This window comes from Gordonia hongkongensis (genome assembly GCF_023078355.1).
Classification (GTDB): Bacteria; Actinomycetota; Actinomycetes; order Mycobacteriales; family Mycobacteriaceae; genus Gordonia; species Gordonia hongkongensis.
The window spans coordinates 1,083,817-1,102,409 of the sequence record NZ_CP095552.1 but is presented as its reverse complement, the minus strand read 5'-3'; the positions used below and the strand labels follow the sequence as shown (position 1 = coordinate 1,102,409).

19 protein-coding genes and 2 pseudogenes are annotated in these 18,593 nt (G+C 70.0%); 7 read left to right on the top strand and 14 right to left on the bottom strand.

What is annotated here, in order from left to right; translation table 11 throughout:
* Positions 1-2: 2 nt before the first annotated feature.
* Genes MVF96_RS05035 through menE form a run of 3 tightly spaced genes read left to right on the top strand, consistent with a single transcriptional unit; the run spans position 3 to position 1,821 of the window.
* On the top strand, positions 3-284 hold the full coding sequence (locus MVF96_RS05035; RefSeq protein WP_247451527.1) for a hypothetical protein: 282 nt from the start codon (positions 3-5) through the stop codon (positions 282-284).
* Between the two features lie 29 nt (positions 285-313).
* Entirely contained in the window at positions 314-658 is a 345-nt protein-coding gene (locus MVF96_RS05030) for a DUF3349 domain-containing protein (RefSeq protein WP_247451525.1), read from the top strand.
* 38 nt (positions 659-696) lie between these two features.
* Positions 697-1,821 carry an o-succinylbenzoate--CoA ligase gene (gene menE / locus MVF96_RS05025; protein WP_247451524.1) on the top strand — a complete coding sequence of 375 codons (1,125 nt, stop codon included), beginning with the start codon at positions 697-699 and terminating at the stop codon, positions 1,819-1,821.
* A 42-nt stretch (positions 1,822-1,863) separates the two neighbouring features.
* Here the strand turns inward: menE and MVF96_RS05020 are convergent, their stop codons facing one another.
* Positions 1,864-2,739 (bottom strand): type IV toxin-antitoxin system AbiEi family antitoxin domain-containing protein, encoded by an 876-nt coding sequence (locus tag MVF96_RS05020; RefSeq protein ID WP_247452057.1) that lies wholly within the window; start codon positions 2,737-2,739, stop codon positions 1,864-1,866.
* A gap of 146 nt (positions 2,740-2,885) precedes the next feature.
* Here MVF96_RS05020 and MVF96_RS05015 point away from each other — a divergent pair, with 146 nt between their 5' ends.
* Entirely contained in the window at positions 2,886-3,755 is an 870-nt protein-coding gene (locus MVF96_RS05015; RefSeq protein ID WP_247451523.1) for a 1,4-dihydroxy-2-naphthoate polyprenyltransferase, read from the top strand.
* A 30-nt stretch (positions 3,756-3,785) separates the two neighbouring features.
* Here the strand turns inward: MVF96_RS05015 and MVF96_RS05010 are convergent, their stop codons facing one another.
* The 6 genes from MVF96_RS05010 to MVF96_RS04985 form a co-directional block, all read right to left on the bottom strand.
* Positions 3,786-4,631, bottom strand: coding sequence for a Clp protease N-terminal domain-containing protein (locus MVF96_RS05010; RefSeq protein ID WP_247451521.1), 846 nt, complete (start codon positions 4,629-4,631; stop codon positions 3,786-3,788).
* Positions 4,624-4,905 carry a hypothetical protein gene (locus MVF96_RS05005; protein WP_065629224.1) on the bottom strand — a complete coding sequence of 94 codons (282 nt, stop codon included), beginning with the start codon at positions 4,903-4,905 and terminating at the stop codon, positions 4,624-4,626. The genes MVF96_RS05010 and MVF96_RS05005 overlap by 8 nt, the downstream gene beginning before the upstream one ends.
* A 92-nt stretch (positions 4,906-4,997) precedes the next feature.
* Positions 4,998-7,562 (bottom strand): FtsX-like permease family protein, encoded by a 2,565-nt coding sequence (locus tag MVF96_RS05000; RefSeq protein ID WP_247451519.1) that lies wholly within the window; start codon positions 7,560-7,562, stop codon positions 4,998-5,000.
* Complete coding sequence (locus tag MVF96_RS04995; RefSeq protein WP_065629222.1) at positions 7,562-8,263, bottom strand: ABC transporter ATP-binding protein; 702 nt, start codon at positions 8,261-8,263, stop codon at positions 7,562-7,564. Before MVF96_RS04995 ends, MVF96_RS05000 begins: the two co-directional genes overlap by 1 nt.
* Positions 8,264-8,308: 45 nt before the next feature.
* A complete protein-coding gene (gene cds1, locus MVF96_RS04990) occupies positions 8,309-9,442 on the bottom strand; it encodes an L-cysteine desulfhydrase Cds1 (RefSeq protein WP_247451517.1) in 1,134 nt (377 codons plus the stop codon).
* A 12-nt stretch (positions 9,443-9,454) separates the two neighbouring features.
* Positions 9,455-9,832 carry a DUF4229 domain-containing protein gene (locus MVF96_RS04985; protein ID WP_374193888.1) on the bottom strand — a complete coding sequence of 126 codons (378 nt, stop codon included), beginning with the start codon at positions 9,830-9,832 and terminating at the stop codon, positions 9,455-9,457.
* Between the two features lie 190 nt (positions 9,833-10,022).
* Here MVF96_RS04985 and MVF96_RS04980 point away from each other — a divergent pair.
* From MVF96_RS04980 to MVF96_RS04970, 3 genes and pseudogenes are all read left to right on the top strand, one after another.
* Positions 10,023-10,246 (top strand): annotated as a pseudogene (locus MVF96_RS04980) (BldC family transcriptional regulator).
* Between the two features lie 136 nt (positions 10,247-10,382).
* Positions 10,383-10,601: a hypothetical protein gene (locus tag MVF96_RS04975; RefSeq protein WP_058252665.1), complete on the top strand. Its 219-nt coding sequence runs from the start codon at positions 10,383-10,385 to the stop codon at positions 10,599-10,601.
* A gap of 123 nt (positions 10,602-10,724) precedes the next feature.
* Entirely contained in the window at positions 10,725-11,201 is a 477-nt protein-coding gene (locus tag MVF96_RS04970; RefSeq protein WP_058252664.1) for a helix-turn-helix domain-containing protein, read from the top strand.
* A 36-nt stretch (positions 11,202-11,237) separates the two neighbouring features.
* On the opposite strand, the gene ccsB is transcribed toward MVF96_RS04970, so the two are convergent.
* The 7 genes and pseudogenes from ccsB to MVF96_RS04935 all read right to left on the bottom strand — a co-directional run bounded on the left by ccsB (position 11,238) and on the right by MVF96_RS04935 (position 18,509).
* Positions 11,238-12,257, bottom strand: a complete 1,020-nt coding sequence (gene ccsB / locus MVF96_RS04965; RefSeq protein ID WP_068971437.1) for a c-type cytochrome biogenesis protein CcsB — start codon at positions 12,255-12,257, stop codon at positions 11,238-11,240.
* Between the two features lie 20 nt (positions 12,258-12,277).
* Positions 12,278-14,049, bottom strand: a pseudogene (resB, locus tag MVF96_RS04960) (cytochrome c biogenesis protein ResB).
* A gap of 8 nt (positions 14,050-14,057) precedes the next feature.
* A complete protein-coding gene (locus MVF96_RS04955; RefSeq protein ID WP_247451515.1) occupies positions 14,058-14,900 on the bottom strand; it encodes a cytochrome c biogenesis CcdA family protein in 843 nt (280 codons plus the stop codon).
* Positions 14,900-15,493 (bottom strand): TlpA family protein disulfide reductase, encoded by a 594-nt coding sequence (locus tag MVF96_RS04950; protein WP_247451513.1) that lies wholly within the window; start codon positions 15,491-15,493, stop codon positions 14,900-14,902. Before MVF96_RS04950 ends, MVF96_RS04955 begins: the two co-directional genes overlap by 1 nt.
* 15 nt (positions 15,494-15,508) lie before the next feature.
* The gene (locus MVF96_RS04945) at positions 15,509-16,135 is read right to left on the bottom strand and encodes a histidine phosphatase family protein (protein WP_078113019.1); all 627 of its coding nucleotides are present in this window, start codon (positions 16,133-16,135) and stop codon (positions 15,509-15,511) included.
* Positions 16,135-17,484, bottom strand: a complete 1,350-nt coding sequence (gene hemL / locus MVF96_RS04940; protein WP_165630522.1) for a glutamate-1-semialdehyde 2,1-aminomutase — start codon at positions 17,482-17,484, stop codon at positions 16,135-16,137. The genes MVF96_RS04945 and hemL overlap by 1 nt, the downstream gene beginning before the upstream one ends.
* Positions 17,485-17,567: 83 nt before the next feature.
* On the bottom strand, positions 17,568-18,509 hold the full coding sequence (locus MVF96_RS04935; RefSeq protein WP_247451511.1) for an SGNH/GDSL hydrolase family protein: 942 nt from the start codon (positions 18,507-18,509) through the stop codon (positions 17,568-17,570).
* Between the last annotated feature and the right edge of the window lie 84 nt (positions 18,510-18,593).

Below are 18,593 nucleotides of genomic sequence, written 5' to 3'. Positions count from 1 at the left end.
GAATGGAGACGTTCGAGGCCATCGGCAAGGTCCTCATCGTCGGACTGATGCTGGGAGCGGGCCTGCCCGCGCTGTTCGCAGTCGGGTTGCGTCTGCGGTCCCTCGCCGACGGTTCCGTCGCCACCGACGGGACGACCTCCGATGGGCATCCCGCGCTGAAGGCCGTGGCGTATCTCATCTTCGGCGTCGTCATCCTGGTGATCGTCGTCGGGATCCTCTGGATCACCCGGCAGACGATCTTCTACTACACCGGCGTCAAGATCTTCCCGTTCGGCTACAAGTGATCGTCCCCGCTTCTGATCGGAGACACCCCGTGGACCGCCCGACACTTCTGCAGAAGGTCGTGGAGTGGTTGCGCGCCGGCTACCCCGACGGCGTCCCGCACAACGACTACATACCGCTCGTGGCGCTGCTGCGCCGGCAGCTGACCGACGACGAGGTCAGCCAGGTGTCGGCGGAGCTGGCCCGCGAGTCCCCGCCGCCACCCGAACCGATATCGCGGACCGACGCGGCGGTGAAGATCACCCACTACACCCATGAACTGCCGCACGAGGACGACATCGCGCGGGTACGCGCGCACCTCGTCGCCCGCGGATGGCCGTTCAGCGACGAGCCCGATCCTGACGGGGACGGTCCGACCGATGGGGACCTGCCCTGAGGACCCTGCGAACCCTGCCGCTGCCGTCGACCGACGCCGTGCTCGACCACGCCGATGACCTCCGGGCGATCCTCGACGGTTCCTCGGCCTCCCTGCCCGTGCCCGACGACGCCCGCGCCGCAGCCGAACTCGCCTCGGCGCTGCAGGTGGGCGCACCCATCGACGACCCCGTGTCCCTCGTCGTCTCGACGTCGGGGTCGACGGGCACCCCCAAGGGTGCGCAGCACTCTCCCGCGACCCTCGCCGCGTCGTCGCGGGCCACCGCCGATCATCTGGGCGGGCCGGGCAACTGGCTGCTGGCGCTGGCCCCGCACCACATCGCCGGCCTGCAGGTCCTGCTCCGCGCGCTGACCGCCGGGCAGACGCCGGTGGTCCTGGACATGCGGGCCGGTTTCGATCCCGAGGTCTACGCCCGCGCCGTACGCGACTTCGAGGGTCCGCGGCGATACACCTCGCTGGTACCCACCCAGCTCGTCAAGGTTCTCGACCAGCCCGCCGCGACCGCCGCCTCGCGGGAGCTCGACGCCATCCTCGTCGGCGGTGCGGCGACCCCGAAACCGTTGTGGTACAGAGCGATCGACGAAGGTCTGCCGGTCGTCGCGACATACGGGATGAGCGAGACCGCCGGAGGGTGCGTCTATGACGGGCGACCCCTCGACGGCGTCGCGGTCCGCATCGCCGATCCGGCACCCGAGGGCGTCGGGCGCGTGCTGCTCGGCGGTCCCGTCGTCGCCTCCGGCTATCGCAATCTGCCCGACCATCCGGCCTTCGCCGAGCCGGGCTGGTTCCGCACCGACGACCTCGGCCGCGTCGACGACGCCGGGCTGCTCTCGATCGTCGGCCGCGCCGACGAGGCCATCTCGACCGGCGGGCTGACCGTCGTACCGCAGGTCGTCGAGGCCGTGATCGCCGACGACCCGGCGGTTGCCGAATGCGTCGTCGTCGGACTCCCCGACGACCGGCTCGGCGAGGCGGTCACCGCGTTCGTCGTCGTCCGTCCCGGAGAACGCATCGACGTCAACCGCATTCGCGGTTCGGTCACCGAGCGGCTCGACAAGTACGCGGCCCCCCGGCGGGTCGTCGAACTCGACGCCCTCCCCCTCCGCGGACCCGGCAAGTACGACCGTCGCGCGTTACGGGCCCGCTTCGGTGCGCAGATGTAGTGTGTCGTCGCGCCTGGCGCAACGATGTGCGACAACTGCAGTTCAGGCGGCGGTCGCAAGTGCCTGGGAGATCGACGTAGCGACGTACTCCGCTCGGTCGCGGAGGTCACCCCAGGTGTAGTTCAGCACCGTCCAACCCGCCGCGATGAGCGCATTGCGTCGGGTGCGGTCACGCTGAAACGTCTTCGCGTCGCGGTGGAAGGCGAACCCGTCGATCTCCACCGCCACCATCCGGTCGAGGAAGGCGAAGTCGATCTCGTACCCACAGGTCGGATGGTTCGCCACCCACCCTTCGATACCCGCGGTCCGGAGGATCGTGACAGCGAGACGCTCGGCGGCCGACCGCGCACCCGATTCCAGCAGCTCGACCATCGGACCCATGTCCGCCGCGCCGACGCAACGGCGTCGCCGCTCGTAGGCCTCGACGAGACGCTCGACCGTGGTGCGCCGCTGCTGCAGCGCGGAATCGATGACCTCGATGCCGCCCTCTACCGCACCCTCCAAAACCGACAACGCGACCCCGGTGACCGGTAGCCCGTCCCGGGTCAGCACGTCGGCGTCGGCGAGAGCGCGGTTGAGAATCCGGACTCCCGTCACCGGATGACCGTGGCGGCCGCGGAGAGCGGTGACCGTGGGCAAGGCGGGTGGGGCTTCGACGATCCCATGCCACCATGCGGCAGCGAGTCCCGAGAGGACCCCGTGAGTGCCGACGGCAAGCGTCGCGGTCCGGATTCGCGTGCGGTCGGTCTCGGGGTGGTCGGCGAGCCGATAGACACGAGGATGCACCGATACCCACTCGCCGGCCCGCACCCGACGGTGCACCGCCGACCGGTTGATGCCGTGTCCGCGGGCATCGGCAGCGGTGAACACGCCGTCCTGGTCGAGGGCGAACGCCCGAAAGTCCGGCGGAAGATGCATGACCTTCAGACGCACCTGCGCCGCAACCGGTTCCATCGCTCGACGGCCCCCGCAGATGTAGTGTGTCGTCGCGCCAGGCGCTACGAAGTTCTACACCTGCCGGGCAGCCGCCGGCTCGTGCGCGCGGCCGTGACACGATGAACCCCGTGGCTACCCCCTCGCAGTGGATCCAGGGCGCTCGTCCGCGCACGCTCCCCAACGCGATCGCGCCGGTCGTGGTCGGTGTCGGCGCAGCGCTGCACTCCGGCGACGTCACGTGGTGGAAGTCCGTACTCGCGCTGGCGGTGGCCGTCGCGTTCATCATCGGCGTGAACTTCGCCAACGACTACTCCGACGGCGTGCGGGGGACCGACGACGATCGGGTCGGTCCGATGCGCCTGGTCGGGTCGGGCGCCGCGTCGCCGAGGGCCGTGAAGACCGCCGCGTTCCTGTGCTTCGGGATCGGGGCGGTCTGCGGGCTGCTCCTCGCGATCGCGACGGCGTGGTGGCTCGTGCTGGTCGGCGCGATCTGCATCGCCGGCGCCTGGTTCTACACCGGCGGCAAACGCCCCTACGGCTACGCCGGCTGGGGCGAGGTCGCGGTGTTCACCTTCTTCGGGCTCGTGGCCGTCCTCGGCACCCAGTTCGTCTCCGCCGGCCGCATCGACTGGGTCGGACTGGCCGGCGCAGTCGGCATCGGCGCGATCTCGAGCAGCGTGCTGGTCGTCAACAACCTCCGAGACATCCCCAGCGACACCGAATCCGGCAAGATCACCCTCGCCGTGCGCCTCGGTGACGCCCGGACCCGGATCCTGTTCGCCGTGCTTCTGCTGACCCCGCTCGCGATGAGCGTGGTCCTGGCGTTCGCGACCCCCTGGGCGCTGCTCGGCCTGGTGACGTTCCCGCTGCTGTGGCAGGCCTACGCCCCGGTCCGGACCGGAGCGGCCGGACCGGGACTGATCCCGTCGATCGGGACGACCGGCAAGGCGATGCTCGCCTGGGCGGTCGTCATTGCGGTTGCGCTCGCGCTCACCTGACGGACCTCGACGCCAGACCTGCGCCGACGATCAGACCTGCGCCTCGACGTCGGGCAGGCTCGCCACGACCGCGGCGCGGAGTTCGTCGGCCGTGGTGGCGGACTCGATCAACGCCCGCGACGCGTCGTCGGCGGTGTCGATGATACCCAGCAACAGGTACTCCGCGCGGAGGCGCCGGTCACCCCGTTCCCGCGCGATCTCCATGGCCCGGCCGAACACCGTCCGGGTGTCGTTCGCGAAACGCGGACGGGCGCCCCGGCCCCGCGGTCCGCGCCGGCCGCGACCCGGCTCCCAGGGCCCCTCGCCGCCGAACGGTCCGCCCGGCCCGAAACCACCCGGCCCGAAACCTCCTGGGCCGAAACCCTCCGGTCCGAGACCACCCGGCCCGAAACCCTCTGGCCCGAGACCCTGTGGGCCGCAATCCGGCCGGGGTCCGCGACCGCGACCATGGTGCCGGTGCCCCCGACGCCCGTGACCACGTCCCCGGGGGCCACGCTCGGCACGCTCGCCCCAGCCGTCGGACAGGTCCTCGCCGAAACGTCCGCGCACCGCTTCCCGGACCTTGTCGAGGTCGATTCCGATGCCGCGCAGGGCTTCTCGATCCTCCTCGTAGCGTTCGCGGGCCGACTCGTCGTCGGCGGTCTCCGCGGTGTCGGACCGTTCCGCGCGCTCGTCGTGGTACTTCCGGACCACCTCCCGGGCCGACGTCAGCGTCAGCCCCTGGTCGGCCAGCAGCGCGAACAACGGGCTGCGGGCGTTGCAGAGCATGCCCAGGATCAGGTGGTCGAGGCCGAGTTGCCGGTGACCCAGGTCGCCGGCCTCCTGCGTGGCGAAAGCCAGCAGCATCTTGTCATCGCGACTGATTCGCTCAAACATCTGTGTCTCCTTCTGGCCCACTCGCGCGGGCCTCACGTTGTGAGTGCTTCTGATGCACGGCCTGCCGGCTGATCTGCAGCACTTCTGCGATCGCCTGCCAGCTCCACCCGTGGGCACGGGCGTTGGCCACCTGCACGTCCTCGAGTCGGTCGGCCAGGGTGCGCAGGGCGCGTACCGCGGCCAAGCCCCTCGCCGGATCGCCGCTCGCGGCGTCTCCGGCCAGCTCGGCGCTCGGTGCGTCGGGTGCGGTGTCGGTGCTGTGGTCGTCGTGCATGATGTCAGGTTATGTTGACATCATGCTCGTGTCAAGAATAGTTGACGAGCGGGGCATGGCGCATCTCGCCCGACCGCGCAGCCGCGACCGGACTACTCGTTCTGGATCGACTCGCTGATGTTCATCCGCCCGGCCCGGACCGCGGGGACGAAGGCACCGATCAGGCAGAGGGCAACGGCGATGGTCACGAAGAGCAGGGCCGACGGCCGTGGCGAGTACAGCACCGTCAGGGACGTCGTGATGGTCAGGATCTGATTGCTGAGCAGATGCATGGCGGCACCGAGGACGACGCCGAGGACCGACCCGACCAGGGCGACCGCTCCCGCCTCGGCGAGCACTGTCCGCGAGACGAACCGGCGGGAGGCCCCCATCGCCCGCAGGACGCCCAGCTCACGGCGTCGTTCGAGGACCGACAGCAGCAGCGTGTTGAGCAGCGCGATCGCGGCCGCACCGGCGACGATCCACTGGATGGCGACCGCGAACGCGCCCGCCTGCTCGACAGTGGCCTGGGTGGCCGCGAGGGCCTCGGCACCGCTGTAGACACTGATCGGCTTGTTGCCCGTCGTCGGGACACCGTCGACCAGCGCCTCGAGGTCCCGGCGGACCTGCTCCGGGTCGGCATCGGGCGAGGTGATCACCTGAAGGTAGGTGTCGCCGTCGCGGTCGAACCACTCCCCCAGCAACTCCTGCGACATGGCCGCCACACCGGAGTCGAGGGAGACGTAGTCGACGGTGTCACGCACGACCGTCTGCCGCGGACCGTTGGGGGTCGCGAGTTCCACCGTGTCGCCCGTGCCCACGCCCAATGCGCGGGCCAAGACGCTCGACATCAGGATGCCGTCGCCGGCGAGGACGCTCGCCACCGCTTCCGGCGACGCTTTGCGCATGAACGGTGCGCGCGAACCCGGCTCGAGCCCTTGCACATTTGCCTTGCTCTCGCCGATGTTGACCGCGGCCCACTGACCACCGACGACCTCGGTGACCCCGGGAACCGCCGCAACGCGTTCGGCCACCGAGGGCGGCAGGATCGGACCCAGGGGCAGGCTCGCGGCCGACGTCGACGACACGTAGAAGTCCGGATCCCCCAGTCCGTCGAGCGATTTCGACATCGACGAGACGAGGTTGTCCAGCGCTCCCGACGTCCCCATGCCGACCGCGATGGCCACCGCGACCGTCATCAGCGTCGCCCACGCGCGCCGCGGGGCGCGCTCGGTGTTCACCGAGGCGAGCTGTCCGGGGCCTCCGAACCAGCGCGCCACCCGAACCACCGCCCAGGCCAACGGTTTCGACAGCGCGAAGCACAGCAGCAGCGCGCCGACCAGATAGAAGACGCCGGCGACGATGGCCGGGCGGCCCGGCACGGTTGCCACGACCACCCACGACGCGATCAGGCCGGCGACCCCGAGCACCGCGGCGATCACCACCGCGGGACCACGCCGCGCGGCGGAGTCCGACACCTCGACCGGAGCCATCGCCTCCACCGGCGAGACCGCGAACACCGCCCGCGCGGCCAGCGTCGTCGCCGCGACACACGCGACCACGCAGGCGATCACCGCCGCCGCGGGCGCGTATCCGGGCAGGTGATAGTTGATGACGGTGCCGACGGAATCGGCCGGGGGTTCGGGCAGGCTGCTGATCACCGCCCGCCCGGCCAGGATTCCAAGGGGGATGCCGAGTACGCCGCCGACGAAACCCATCAGCGCGGCCTCGCCGAGCATGTCCCCGACGAGGTGAGACCGCTTGGCCCCCAACGCTCGGATCATCGCCAGCGACCTCCGCCGCGACGCCACCGCCATGTTCATCGTGTTGAACACCAGGAAGGCGGCGATCACCAGCGACACGAGCGAGACCAGCAGGGTCGCATCGCGGGTCACCGAACTCGCGACCTCGGCCTGCTTGGCGCGGAAGTCCGGATCGACCACCACCGCACGGCCGTCCACGATGCCCTGCAACTGCGAGCGCACGGCGGACAGATCGGCGCCGGGCTCGGTCACGATGAGGATCGAGTCGAGCCGGCCCTCGAGTCCGACGAGCCGCTGCGCGAGGTCGACGTAGGCGAAGAGAAAGCGGCCGTTGTTGAGACCGGCGGCCTGCTCGTTGCCGACGACCTCGAGGACCTCGACCTCGATCCCGTTGACGGTCAATCGGTCTCCGCGGTCGAGCCCGAGTCCCGGGCCGACGAACACGCCGGTGCGCAGTCGGTCCAGGTCGACGGTCCCCGGACCGGTCCCGGCCTGCCCCTGCTGCAGGGCGCCGCGCAGACTGCCCGAGAGCTGGGTGACGCGCTGATCGGAGCCGAGCAGCGGCACGGCCGAACCGTCGACGACGACCGACCCGCGGATCATCGGCACGACGGCCGCCGCCGCGTCGACGTCGCGACGGATCTCGCCGGCCAGCGACTCGTCGACGCCGGTGTCGGTGATACCGGCGACCTCGATGTCGGCGACCCCCGACACCGCATTGTTGAAGTCCCGCACCGACTCCGACGCCGACCCGTAGGTGCCGAGCACCGCGATCAGCAACGCCGACGACACGACCACCACCGCCAGCGAGGTGAGCAGGCGCAGCCGGTGGGTACGGATCTCGCGCAGATTCAGCAGGCGGATGCGGGTGAGACCGGCGGCGACGGCGGCGGCCCGAGAACCCCGTCCCGCCACTAGGCGATCTTCCCGTCGCGGACCGTGATGGTGGTGTCGGCGACCGCGGCGGCCTTCGGGTCGTGGGTCACCATCACCACCAGCCGGTCGGGGGTGTCATGGGCGACCTCGGAGAGCAGTTCGAGTACCGCCTCACCCGTCTTGGAGTCCAGGTTGCCGGTCGGTTCGTCGGCGAGCAGGATCGTCGGGTCCATGATGAGCGAGCGGGCGATCGCGACGCGCTGCATCTGGCCGCCGGACAGCTCCGAGGGCCGATGGTCGATTCGATCACCGAGTCCGACCCGCCGGAGCAATTCCACGGCACGGGGTTTCGCCTTGCGGAGCGACTGGTTGTCGAGCAGTCGCGGAAGCGCGACGTTCTCCCACGCCGACATCGTCGGCACGAGGTTGAAGAACTGGAAGATGAACCCGACGCGGTTGCGCCGGAACTCGGAGGCGGCGGTGTCGTCGAGTGCCCCGAGGTCGACGCCGTCGATGCTGATCCGACCCGACGTCGGGGTGTCGAGAGCTCCGAGTACGTGCAGCAGGGTGCTCTTGCCCGCTCCCGACGGGCCGACCACCGAGACGAACTGACCGCCGTCGATGGACAGGTTCAGACCGTCGAGGGCGCGAACCCGTTCCTCGCCCATCTGGTACTCGCGCACCAGATCGACCGCTTCCACCAGGGCACTTCCGGTGCCGGGCGTCCGTCCGGGTTCCATCGACACTCCCGGATCGTAACCCACCCGCGGCGGCCGGCCCGGCTCTCAGGTAGTCCAGCGACCGGTGGCGAGGAACTGGTCGAGCACCGTCTCGGCGGGGCCGAGGTCGAACGAACCGGCGGCGAGCCAGTCGTCGTCGAAGTAGGTCGTCGCGTACCGATCCCCGGAGTCACACAGCAGGGTGACGATGCTGCCGGGCGTGCGCGCGGCGACCATCTCGGCGACGAGCGAGAAGGCCCCCCACATGTTGGTGCCGGTGGAGCCACCGACCCGACGACCGAGGAGGTCGCTCACGCGGCGGGCGGTCGCGATCGACGCCGCATCGGGCACCCCGATCATGCGGTCGATGACCTGCGAGATGAACGACGGCTCGACCCGCGGCCGGCCGATGCCTTCGATGCGCGAACCGGTCTGGGCGGTCAGCGTGCCGTCCGCCGACGCGTAGGCCGGCAGGAACACCGAGTTCTCCGGGTCGACGACGGCCAGCCAGGTGTCGTGGCGCCGGTAGCGCACATACCGTCCGAGGGTCGCCGACGTACCGCCCGTACCAGCCCCCACGACGATCCAGGTGGGGATCGGGTGTTCCTCCTCGGCCAGCTGGGCGAAGATCGACTCGGCGATGTTGTTGTTGCCGCGCCAATCGGTGGCCCGTTCGGCCATCGTGAACTGGTCGATGAAATGGCCGCCGAGTTCGGCCTCGAGACGCAACGCCTCGGCATAGACCTCACCGGGGTGCTCGACGAAATGACATCGCCCGCCGTGGCGTTCGATGAGTGCCGTCTTCGCCGGCGACGTGCTCCGTGCCATCACCGCGATGAACGGGACGCCGATCAGCTCGGCGAAGTAGGCCTCGCTCACCGCCGTCGACCCCGACGACGCCTCGATCACCGGCGTGCCCTCGACGACCCACCCGTTGCACAGCGCATAGAGGAACAGCGAACGCGCGAGCCGGTGCTTCAGCGACCCCGTCGGATGGGTCGACTCGTCCTTGACATAGAGGTCCACGCCGACCTCGCGGCTCGTGTCGCCGTCGGCGACGGTCCAGCGCGACCATGCGGGCAGCGCAACGCGGAGGAGATGGGTGTCGGCACTGCGCCGGCCGTCGGCCTCGATGAGGCGGACGGCGTTCTGGGTCCAGGCCCGATCAGCGCGCCGGTCGACGACTCGCGTGGGTTCCACGGGTCGCCGAACTCACTTCTCGCCGCGGAGCCGGGCCTGCAGGTCGTCGTGCTTGGAACGGCGACCGGCCTCCAGTGCCGCGATCTCGCTGTTGACCTTCAGACGCAGGGTCTTGAAGAGGACCATGCCGAGCGGGAGCGCGATCAGCACCCCGAACACCGCCGCCACGAGGAACGGCACCTCGACGCCGACCAGGTTGCCGCCGACCATGATGATCACCACGACCGCGGTGACGAGCAGCAGACGCGCGAACGTGTACGCGAACAGGGCGAACGCCAGGGTCATCGGGCGACCACCCGCCTGCGGCGTGGCGCCGCCGGCCGTGGTCTCGCGGGTGGCCGCGTCGGGTGTGGCCTTCTTGCCGGGGGTGGGGTCGGGCGTTTCACTCACCCCCTCAGCGTACTGGGCGGTCTCGGCGCTCCCGCAGGTCGCGGGCCTTTGCATGCTCTTTACCTCCCACTGACGGTTCGAGTACCTGGGCGATTTGCGTGTATTCATAAGGAACTCGTCCACCACCGTGCAGAGCCGCTTCGCCATCTCGGCGCACCGACCGAGCACTCCAACACGCACAGGGGGAATCATGACCAGCATCGAGACCGCACCGCCCACGACCTACATCACCCCGGGACTGGCCAGCCAGCACACGTTGACCCCCGGCCAGGTCGCCGCGATGTTCAACGTGAATCCCAAGACGGTCGCCCGCTGGGCGGCTCCGGCATCCTCGGCTCGATCCGCACCCCGGGCGGCCACCGACGCTTCCGCGAGGAGGACGTCGTCGCCTTGCTCAACCGCCGCGCCCACTGACCCGGCGGCCCTGTAGTTCTCCCGACGACCCGACGCCCGGCCGGACCTCATCCGATCAGTGGAGAAGTGCGGGTCAGGTCGGCTTTCGCCCTGACCTCTCAGGCGTCTCACGTACGCTGGTCGTCGGGAGGTTGTCATGATCTATCTGTTCGCCGTTCTGGGTCTGCTGGCCATCGGTTTCCTCATGTGGCGCGCCTTCGGGCCCCACTCCGACGAGTCCGGCGACACCCCTTCGCCCGGCCCGCGTCGATCCCGTCCCCGCGGCCCGCTCGGCCCCGACGACGACCCCGATTTCCTGCGCGACCTGGACAATCGCACCCGCGGCACCAACGGCACCGACGGTGATGAGATCTGAGGCGTGACGCGCGGCCGAAAAGCTGAGACCAGGTTCAGAACGTCTCTGCGGAACATACCCGTGGGTAGGGTATTGTCCACTTCACCATCGACTCCCCGATGGCCGGACCGAGAGAAGGCGCCGTTGAACCCGGGACGATCTCCGCGAGGGGCGTCGACCGATGACGACCTGAGCTTCGCCGAGAAGATCGGATACCTCTTCGAACACAGCCGTGACGAGAACGGCATCCGATATACCGGCAAGAAGATCGCCGAGAAGGCCAACCGTCTCGGCTACTCGCTGTCTGACGCGTACATCTCCCAGCTACGCACCGGCAAGGCCCGCACGCCGTCGTTCCGCACCGTCGAGGCCATCGCCCGCGCCTTCGACGTCAGCGTCACCTACTTCCTGTCCAACCCCGACGAAGACCTCGAACGCGTTCGGCAGCAACAGAATTACGTCGAGATGCTCCAGGTCACCGGGAGTCACCTGTCCGGGATCGACATGGGTTCGCTGTGCCCGGACACCATCGACGCACTCATCGACCTGCTCAAACTGGTCAAGGCCCAGGCGATCGCCAAGCGGGCGGAGGAGAACTCCCCGAGCGAGGCGTCCGGCTGACGGTTCCGCCGGCCCGCCCTCACAACCGGGCGGTCCTCACAGGCCGGCGTAGGAGTGCAGTCCCGAGACGACCAGGTTGATGATGAACAGGTTGAACAGCATCGCCACGAAACCGGCGACGTTGATCCAGGCCGCGGCATTGCTGCGCCAGCCCGCCGTCGCGCGTGCGTGCAGGTAGGCCGCGTAGATCACCCAGGCGATGAAGGACACCGTCTCCTTGGGGTCCCAGCCCCAGAACCGGCCCCAGGCCGCCTCGGCCCAGATGGCACCGCAGATCACCCCGAGGCCGAACAGCGGGAAGCCGATCACGACGCACTTGTAGGCCAGGCGGTCGAGCTGCTCGACGGACGGCAGATGGTCGACGACCCGACGGACCGCGCCGCCCAGACCCGGACGGGTCGCGGCCGTGGCGGAGTCGTCGGACGAGGTCGGAGCCCAGCGCATCTTGACCAGATAGAGGATGCTCGCCACACCGGACACCAGCAGGATGCCCGAGGACACCGAGATGATCGAGACGTGCACGGCCAGCCAGTAGGACTTCAGGGCCGGGACGACGGGTGCGGCCTGGGTGTAGAGCCAGCGGCCGGCGATGAACATCAGCAGGATGACGGGCAACAGCACGAACGAGAGCAGCGGCCGGTGCTCGCGCTTGCGCAGGATGATCAAGGCGGCGAGCACACCCGCGGCACACGTCATCGAGATGAACTCGTACATGTTGCCCCAGGGCGCACGGTCGGTCGCGATGCCGCGGAGCACGATCGAACCGATGTGCGCGGCGAGGCCGACGACGACGACCGGGAGCGCCATGTTGCCGAGCTTCTCGCCCAGGGTCCGGCGCGACGACTCGTCGACCCGCCCGGGCACCCGCGTGTCGGTTCCGTTCACCCCGGCGTTGACCAGCTGCTTCTGCTCGAGGCGTCGGCCGCGGACCGCGGCGAGGGCGCCCAGGAACAAGATGACCGCGACGACGTAGACCGTCATGGCCGTGCCGTAGAGCAGGTCCGAGTACCGCGCGAGAGTCTCGTCGATCGGCATCGCCGGAGCGTCGGTGTTCATGTGCTTCCTTTCGCCGGCCGCTAGAGCCGCCGGGTCGTCCGCCGCGAGGCAGGTCCGTCGGCGTCGTCGGCCACCAACTCGGCCGCCTGCTCGTCGAAGCCCTCACCCCAACCGGCCTGATCGGTACGCGCCAGCCCGGCGATTTCTACTACAGTACGTCGTTGCCCAGTGTCCGGGCCATCGGTGTCCGGGCCATCGGTGTCCGGGCCATCGGTGTCCTGGCCATCGCCGTCGGCACGAGCGCTCACGGCCGGCACCGGGACCAGTCGGGCCCAGATGCGGCGGCGGCGGATCAGCAGCGACACCAGCAGACCGCCGAGCATGACGATCGAGCTCACCAGCACCCAGATCTGGGCGGGGTCGTGCGAGACCTGCACCGACACCCACCGCTCGTAGCCGTCGAAGGTCACCGTCGTGCCGTCGGCGAGGGTGTGGCTCTGGCCGACCGCGAGGTTGACCTGCGCCTGACGCTGGAGGCGGCCCTGTTCGATGAGGTCCTGATCGAGCGAGTAGACGTTCTGCGGTCTGCCGGTGTCCAGACCGGTGTCGCCCTTGAAGATCCGGATCGCGACGAAGGGGTCGTCGGGGTCGGCGACGACGACGTCAGCAGCGAGCCGTGGAACGACGCGGTGGGCGCGAACAGGCCCTCCAGCGCGATCTGGTTCTTCCGGCGGTCGTCGGCGTCGGGGTACAGGCCCGCCGGGGTGTCGAAGCGTGCCGCGCCCGACGAGAGCATCGTCTGGAGCTCGTCCGGCACGAACGGGGTGGTCTGCGTGCGCTTCTCCCCGTTGGGGAAGGTCACCGTGAACGTCGGCGCGAAACCGTTGCCGAGGACGTAGACCCGGTCGCCCGCGACGCGAAGCGGTTCGTTGACGCGCACCGACGCGGTGTCCCAGCCGGCGGGATCGCCGAGGTTGCCCACGCTGCCGTCACTGCCCGCGGCGTACCGGATGGTGGCGTCGTACATGTCGGGCTGACCGCTGGGCAGGAAGGTCGCCGAGAAGTCGTCGACGCGGAAGCAGAACGGCGACAGGTCGGTGCCGTCGACCAGGTTGCCGGCGCGGAACGAGTCGTAGACAGCGGTCGAGGTGTTGCACAGTCCCTGTTCGCCGTCGGCGACGAGGCTGCGGGTGCCCTCGTAGCCGTACATCTTGCCGAGCGCGATCGACACCAGCAGCGCCAGCAGCGCGAAGTGGAACACCAGGTTGCCGAACTCGCGCAGGTAGCCCTTCTCCGCCGAGACCTCGACGCACCCGTCCGGATACGCCTTGCTCGGCTCGCGGACCACGACCTCGCGACGCCACCCGCGCAACCGGCCGTCGATCCGTCGGGCGACCGTCTCCGGATCCCCGTCGACGGTGTGGGTCACGTGCCGCGGCAAGCGCGACAGGTTGCGCGGTGCGGCAACGGGTTTCGCTCGCAGGCTGTGGAAGTGCTCGACCATGCGCGGCGTCAGGCAGCCGACGAGGGAGATGAACAGCAGGACGTAGATCGCGGTGAACCAGGCGCTGGAGAAGACGTCGAAGAGCTGCAGGCGGTCCATCCACACGCCGAGCTGACCACGTGCGGCGATGTACTCCAGGGTCTTCTGCTCGTTGAGCTCGCGCTGCGGGAGCAGGGCACCGGGGATCGCGGCGAGGGCGAGCAGGAACAGCAGGATCAGCGCGGTCCGCATCGAGGTCAGCGAACGCCACAGGTTGCGCAGCGGCCACAGCACCCGGCGGCGGGCCCAGTGGGGCTTCGGGGCCGGCTCGGGGGTGTCCACCTGCGGGCGGTCGGTCACATCGGTCATCAGGACACTCAGATCGGTAGTTGGGTGTCGGTGACGAAGCGGACCTGGACCCACACGATGAACTGGTCCCACCAGCCGGTCAGGAGGGCGACGCCGACCCCGATCAGCAGGACGCCCCCGATGACCTGGATCGTGCGGGCGTTCCGGCGGAGCCAGCCGAGACTGCGCAGGGCCCAGGCCGAGGAGAAGGCCAGGATCACGAAGGGCAGGCCCAGGCCGAGGCAGTACGCGACGATGAGGGTCACGCCCTTGGCCGCCGTCGACCCCTCGGTCCCGCTGACGGTCGCGATCACCGCGGCCAGGGTCGGCCCGAGGCACGGCGTCCAGCCGAGCGCGAAGACCGCTCCGAGCAGCGGCGCCCCGACGATGTTGGAGACCCGCCGCGGTTCGAAGCGGACCTCGCGCTGCAGAGCCGGGATGAGGCCGATGAACACCAGGCCCATGGCGATGGTCACGACCCCGCCGATGCGTTGCAGCAGTTCGCGATTCAACACGAAGGTACTGGTCACGCCGAGGACGGTGGCGGTGGCGGCGACGAAGACGACGGTGAAGCCGAGGACGAACAGGCCGGCGGCCAGCGCGACCCGCGACCGGCCGCTCTTGGCGCTCTCCCCCACCTTCACCGCGGGCGCCTCGGCCCCGACGAGACCCGCGAGGTAGGACAGGTAGCCCGGGACGAGGGGCACGACGCACGGGGAGGCGAAGGACACGAGCCCGGCGAGCAGGCAGGCGGCGAAGGCGAGCAGCAGCGGTCCGCTGGAGACGGTGTCGGCGAAGGTGTCGCCGATCGAGGAGGCGAGCACCAGGGTGGTGGGGTCCAAGGTGGTCGGATCCAAGGTGGTGGGGTCCATCACACCGACCCCGCCGGCTCGGCCGCGACGCGCTTGACGACCTCGTCGAGCTCGTTGTCGGAGACCGCCTTGAGGAACACCGCCGCCGGACGGTGCTCACGATCGAGGACGATCGTCGTCGGCACCACCGAGGTGGGCGTGGTCAGAGCGGCCAGTGACATCCCCGGGAAGTCGTAGATCGACGGGAACCCGACCTTGCGGTCGATGACGAAGTCCTTGGCGGACTCCCGGTCGTCGCGCAGGTTGATGCCGAGGAATTCCACCCCGTCGGCGCGATTGCGTTCGTAGACGCGCTCGAGGTCGTCGGCCTCACCGCGGCAGGGTCCGCACCACGAACCCCACACGTTGACGACGACGACCTTGTCCGCGAACCGCTCGTCGGACAGCGACAGCGGCTGCTCGGTGACGAGGTCCTCGCCGGCGAGTTCGGCGATCGGCTTGCGCTCGTCGGGCGCGTAGGTGATGACGGTCTGCCCGCCCGGTGACACGAACTGGAAGGTGTTCCCCTGCGCGACCGCGTCGTCGCCGGTGCTGCATCCGGCGACCAGCAGGATCAGGGCCGACAACATCGTCGGCAGGAGGAACTTGCGCACCACGTCAGGCTTTCTTCACGCACCGGTGGCCAGTGGGTCCGAGGACCCGGCCGGCTCGGAGTAGATGATGTCGACGAGGGCGTCGTCGTCGTAGATGAGGCTGGTCAGCGAGGCCAGCGAGCACTGGCGGCGACGCGGGTCGTGCCAGAGGCGCTGACCTTCGAGGAACCGGCGCAACGTGTACACGGGCAGTTGGTGGCTGACGCAGACGGCTTCGTGACCGCGGGCGGCGTCGCGGGCCTTGTTCGCCGCGGCCAGCATGCGGTGCGCGAGCTGGATGTAGGGCTCGCCCCACGACGGCGTGAACGGGTCGCGGAGTTTGGGCCAGTGCCGGGGCTTGCTCAGCGCACCGTCGCCGACGGAGACCTTGAGACCCTCGAAGACGTTGTCGGCTTCGATGAGGTCGTCGTTGGTGAGGATCGGGATGCCGTGCGCGGCGGCGATCGGGGTGGCGGTCTCCTGCGCGCGCTGCAGCGGCGAGGCGAACACGGCCTTGACGTCGTGGTCGGCGAGGGTGTCGGCGACCTTACGGGCCTGCGCCTGGCCGTCGCCGGAGAGGCGGAAGCCGGGGAGACGGCCGTACAGGATGCCGTCGGGGTTGTCGACCTCTCCGTGGCGCATCATGTGGACGATCGTGTGCATCAGGCGTTGTCCCCCGGGGTGGCTGCGGTCGCGGCCGCCTGCGCTGCCGCGGGCAGCGCATCGGCGATCTGCGAGAAAGCATCCTCGTCCAGCGCCGCGGACACAAACCAGGCTTCGTAGGCGCTCGGCGGCGCGTACACGCCACGCTCGAGCAGGGCGTGGAAGAACGGCGCAAACCGCCAGGTCTCGGTGGCGGCGACGCCGTCGTAGTCGAAGATCGGGATCTCCGGGTCGGTAGTGAAGAACACACTCAGCAGGCTGCCCGCCTTCTGCACGCGGTGGGCCACCCCGGCCGCGGAGAGGGCCTCGTGCAGCACGGTCGCGAGCCGGTCGGCGTTCGCGTCGAGCGTGCGGTAGACCTCGACGTCGGCGTTGCGCAGGGTGGCGAGGCCGGCGGCGACGGCGACGGGATTCCCCGACAGCGTGCCCGCCTGGTACACCGGCCCGGTCGGCGCGAGACGTTCCATGACGTCCGCACGGCCGCCGAACGCCGCCGCGGGCAGACCTCCGCTCATGACCTTGCCGAAGGTGTAGAGGTCACCGGCCACGCCCTCGAGTCCGTACCAGCCACTCGGGCTCACCCGGAACCCGGTCATGACCTCGTCCATGATCAGCAGCGCGCCGTGGCGGCGCGTCAGGTCGCGGAGTCCGGCGTTGAATCCCTCGACCGGCGCGACCGCGCCCATGTTCCCGGCCGCGGCCTCGGTGATGACGGCGGCGATGTCGTCGCCGAACTCGGCGAAGGCGTCGGCGACGGCGGTGAGGTCGTTGTAGGGCAGCACGAGGGTGTCGTGTGCCGACGCACCGGTGACGCCGGGGCTCGTCGGCAGGCCGAGCGTGGCGACGCCGGAGCCGGCCGCGGCCAGCAGCGCGTCGACGTGACCGTGGTAGCAGCCGGCGAACTTGATGATCTTGGACCGGCCCGTGTAGCCGCGGGCCAGCCGGATCGCCGACATCGTCGCCTCGGTGCCGGAGTTCACCAGCCGGACGCGCTCGACGGGGTCGACGCGGCCGATGATCTCCTCGGCGAGTTCGATCTCGGCCTCGGTCGGGGCGCCGAAAGACAGGCCGCCGGTGGCCGCCTCACGCACCGCCTCGACGACGGCCGGGTGCGCGTGCCCCAGGATCATCGGACCCCAGGAGCTCACGAGGTCGACGTAGTCGTTGCCATCGGCGTCGGTCAGCCGGCATCCGGACGCCGAGGCGATGAAGCGAGGGGTCCCGCCGACCGCGGAGAACGCGCGCACCGGGGAGTTGACGCCGCCCGGGATGGCCTGCGTCGCGCGGGTGAACAGCGCGGCGGAGGCGGCCGTGCCGGGAGCGGGCGTGGCAGCAGCGGAAGGGGTCACGGCCTACAGTGTTCCAAACGGCACCGGGTGACCCAAATCCTCGCTGGTCGGAGGGGGTGCGACCCGGCTCGAACCGGACCCGGTCAGCTCGCGAGCGCGGTGCGCACCTGTTCGGCGATCGCCGCCTGACCCGCCTCGTTGGGATGCACCGCGCCGGGTCCCGAGGTGGTCATCGGCTCGATCCAGCGCTGCGCGCCGGCACACGCGTCGTGACCCTCGGACACCTGTGACATGTCGACGAACTCGACGCCCTCGTCCTCGGCCGCGCGCCGCCCGTACGTGTTGAGCGCGGTCTGGAGCTCGCGGATCATCGATACGTCCCCGGCGGCGAGTCGCATCTCGGGATAGCAGCCGGCGGTCGGCGGGACCAGCCAGGGATAGCCGACGAGCAGGACGCGCGCGTTCGGCGCGCGGTCCCGGACGTCGCGCAGGGCCTGGCGCACGGCGGGATAGATGTCGGTGGCGACCGGCTCGATCAGCGCCCGTCCGTAACGGTCCGTGCACGGCGAGCCGGTGCGGTCGGCGTCGGCCAGTTCGCCGCAGAGCCGGATCGCGCGACCGTACGTCTCCTCGTCGTTGCCGCCGATCATCATCGTGACCACGTCGGTGTCGCCGTCGAGGGCGTCGAGCTGGGGCGGCACGCCCTGGTGCTGCGACTCGCGGAAGTCGTCGGTGTCGGCGCCCGCGCAGCTGACGTCGGTGAGGTCGAAGTCCTCGTCCGCCGCGACGACGTGCGCGTAGTTCCTCGACGACCGCAGGCAGTAGATCGGCGAGTCCTCCTCCAGTGGCCGCACGCCGGTCCCGGCGCTGAAGCTGTCGCCGAGGTTCACGTACTCCGTCGACTGTGCACTGTTCTCCGTCGACTGTGCAGTCGTTTGCGTCGACTGTGCAGGTGTTTCCGTCGACTGGGCGTCGTTCTGCGTCGACTGTGCACAGCCGGCGAGGATCGCTCCCACCGCGAGCAGCACGAGCCCGGACCGGATGAGCCGCCGTGGACGTCGATCGTCGAACCTGCGTGCCGTCATGCCGCCATCCTGCGTCCGGTGAAGCCCGTCGGCAACCACCGACCGGCCGCCCGCCCACGCGAGTAGCGTGGTTCGCCGAGGGGA

Coding starts and splice junctions, on each gene's coding strand:
- MVF96_RS05035 (WP_247451527.1), top strand. CDS start 3: ATGGAGACGTTCGAGGCCATCGGCAAGGTCCTCATCGTCGGACTGATG.
- MVF96_RS05020 (WP_247452057.1), bottom strand. CDS start 2,739: ATGCATCTTCCGCCGGACTTTCGGGCGTTCGCCCTCGACCAGGACGGC.
- MVF96_RS05010 (WP_247451521.1), bottom strand. CDS start 4,631: ATGTTTGAGCGAATCAGTCGCGATGACAAGATGCTGCTGGCTTTCGCC.
- MVF96_RS05005 (WP_065629224.1), bottom strand. CDS start 4,905: ATGCACGACGACCACAGCACCGACACCGCACCCGACGCACCGAGCGCC.
- MVF96_RS04995 (WP_065629222.1), bottom strand. CDS start 8,263: ATGGAACCCGGACGGACGCCCGGCACCGGAAGTGCCCTGGTGGAAGCG.
- MVF96_RS04975 (WP_058252665.1), top strand. CDS start 10,383: ATGATCTATCTGTTCGCCGTTCTGGGTCTGCTGGCCATCGGTTTCCTC.
- ccsB (WP_068971437.1), bottom strand. CDS start 12,257: ATGAACACCGACGCTCCGGCGATGCCGATCGACGAGACTCTCGCGCGG.
- MVF96_RS04955 (WP_247451515.1), bottom strand. CDS start 14,900: ATGGACCCCACCACCTTGGATCCGACCACCTTGGACCCCACCACCCTG.
- MVF96_RS04945 (WP_078113019.1), bottom strand. CDS start 16,135: ATGCACACGATCGTCCACATGATGCGCCACGGAGAGGTCGACAACCCC.
- MVF96_RS04935 (WP_247451511.1), bottom strand. CDS start 18,509: ATGACGGCACGCAGGTTCGACGATCGACGTCCACGGCGGCTCATCCGG.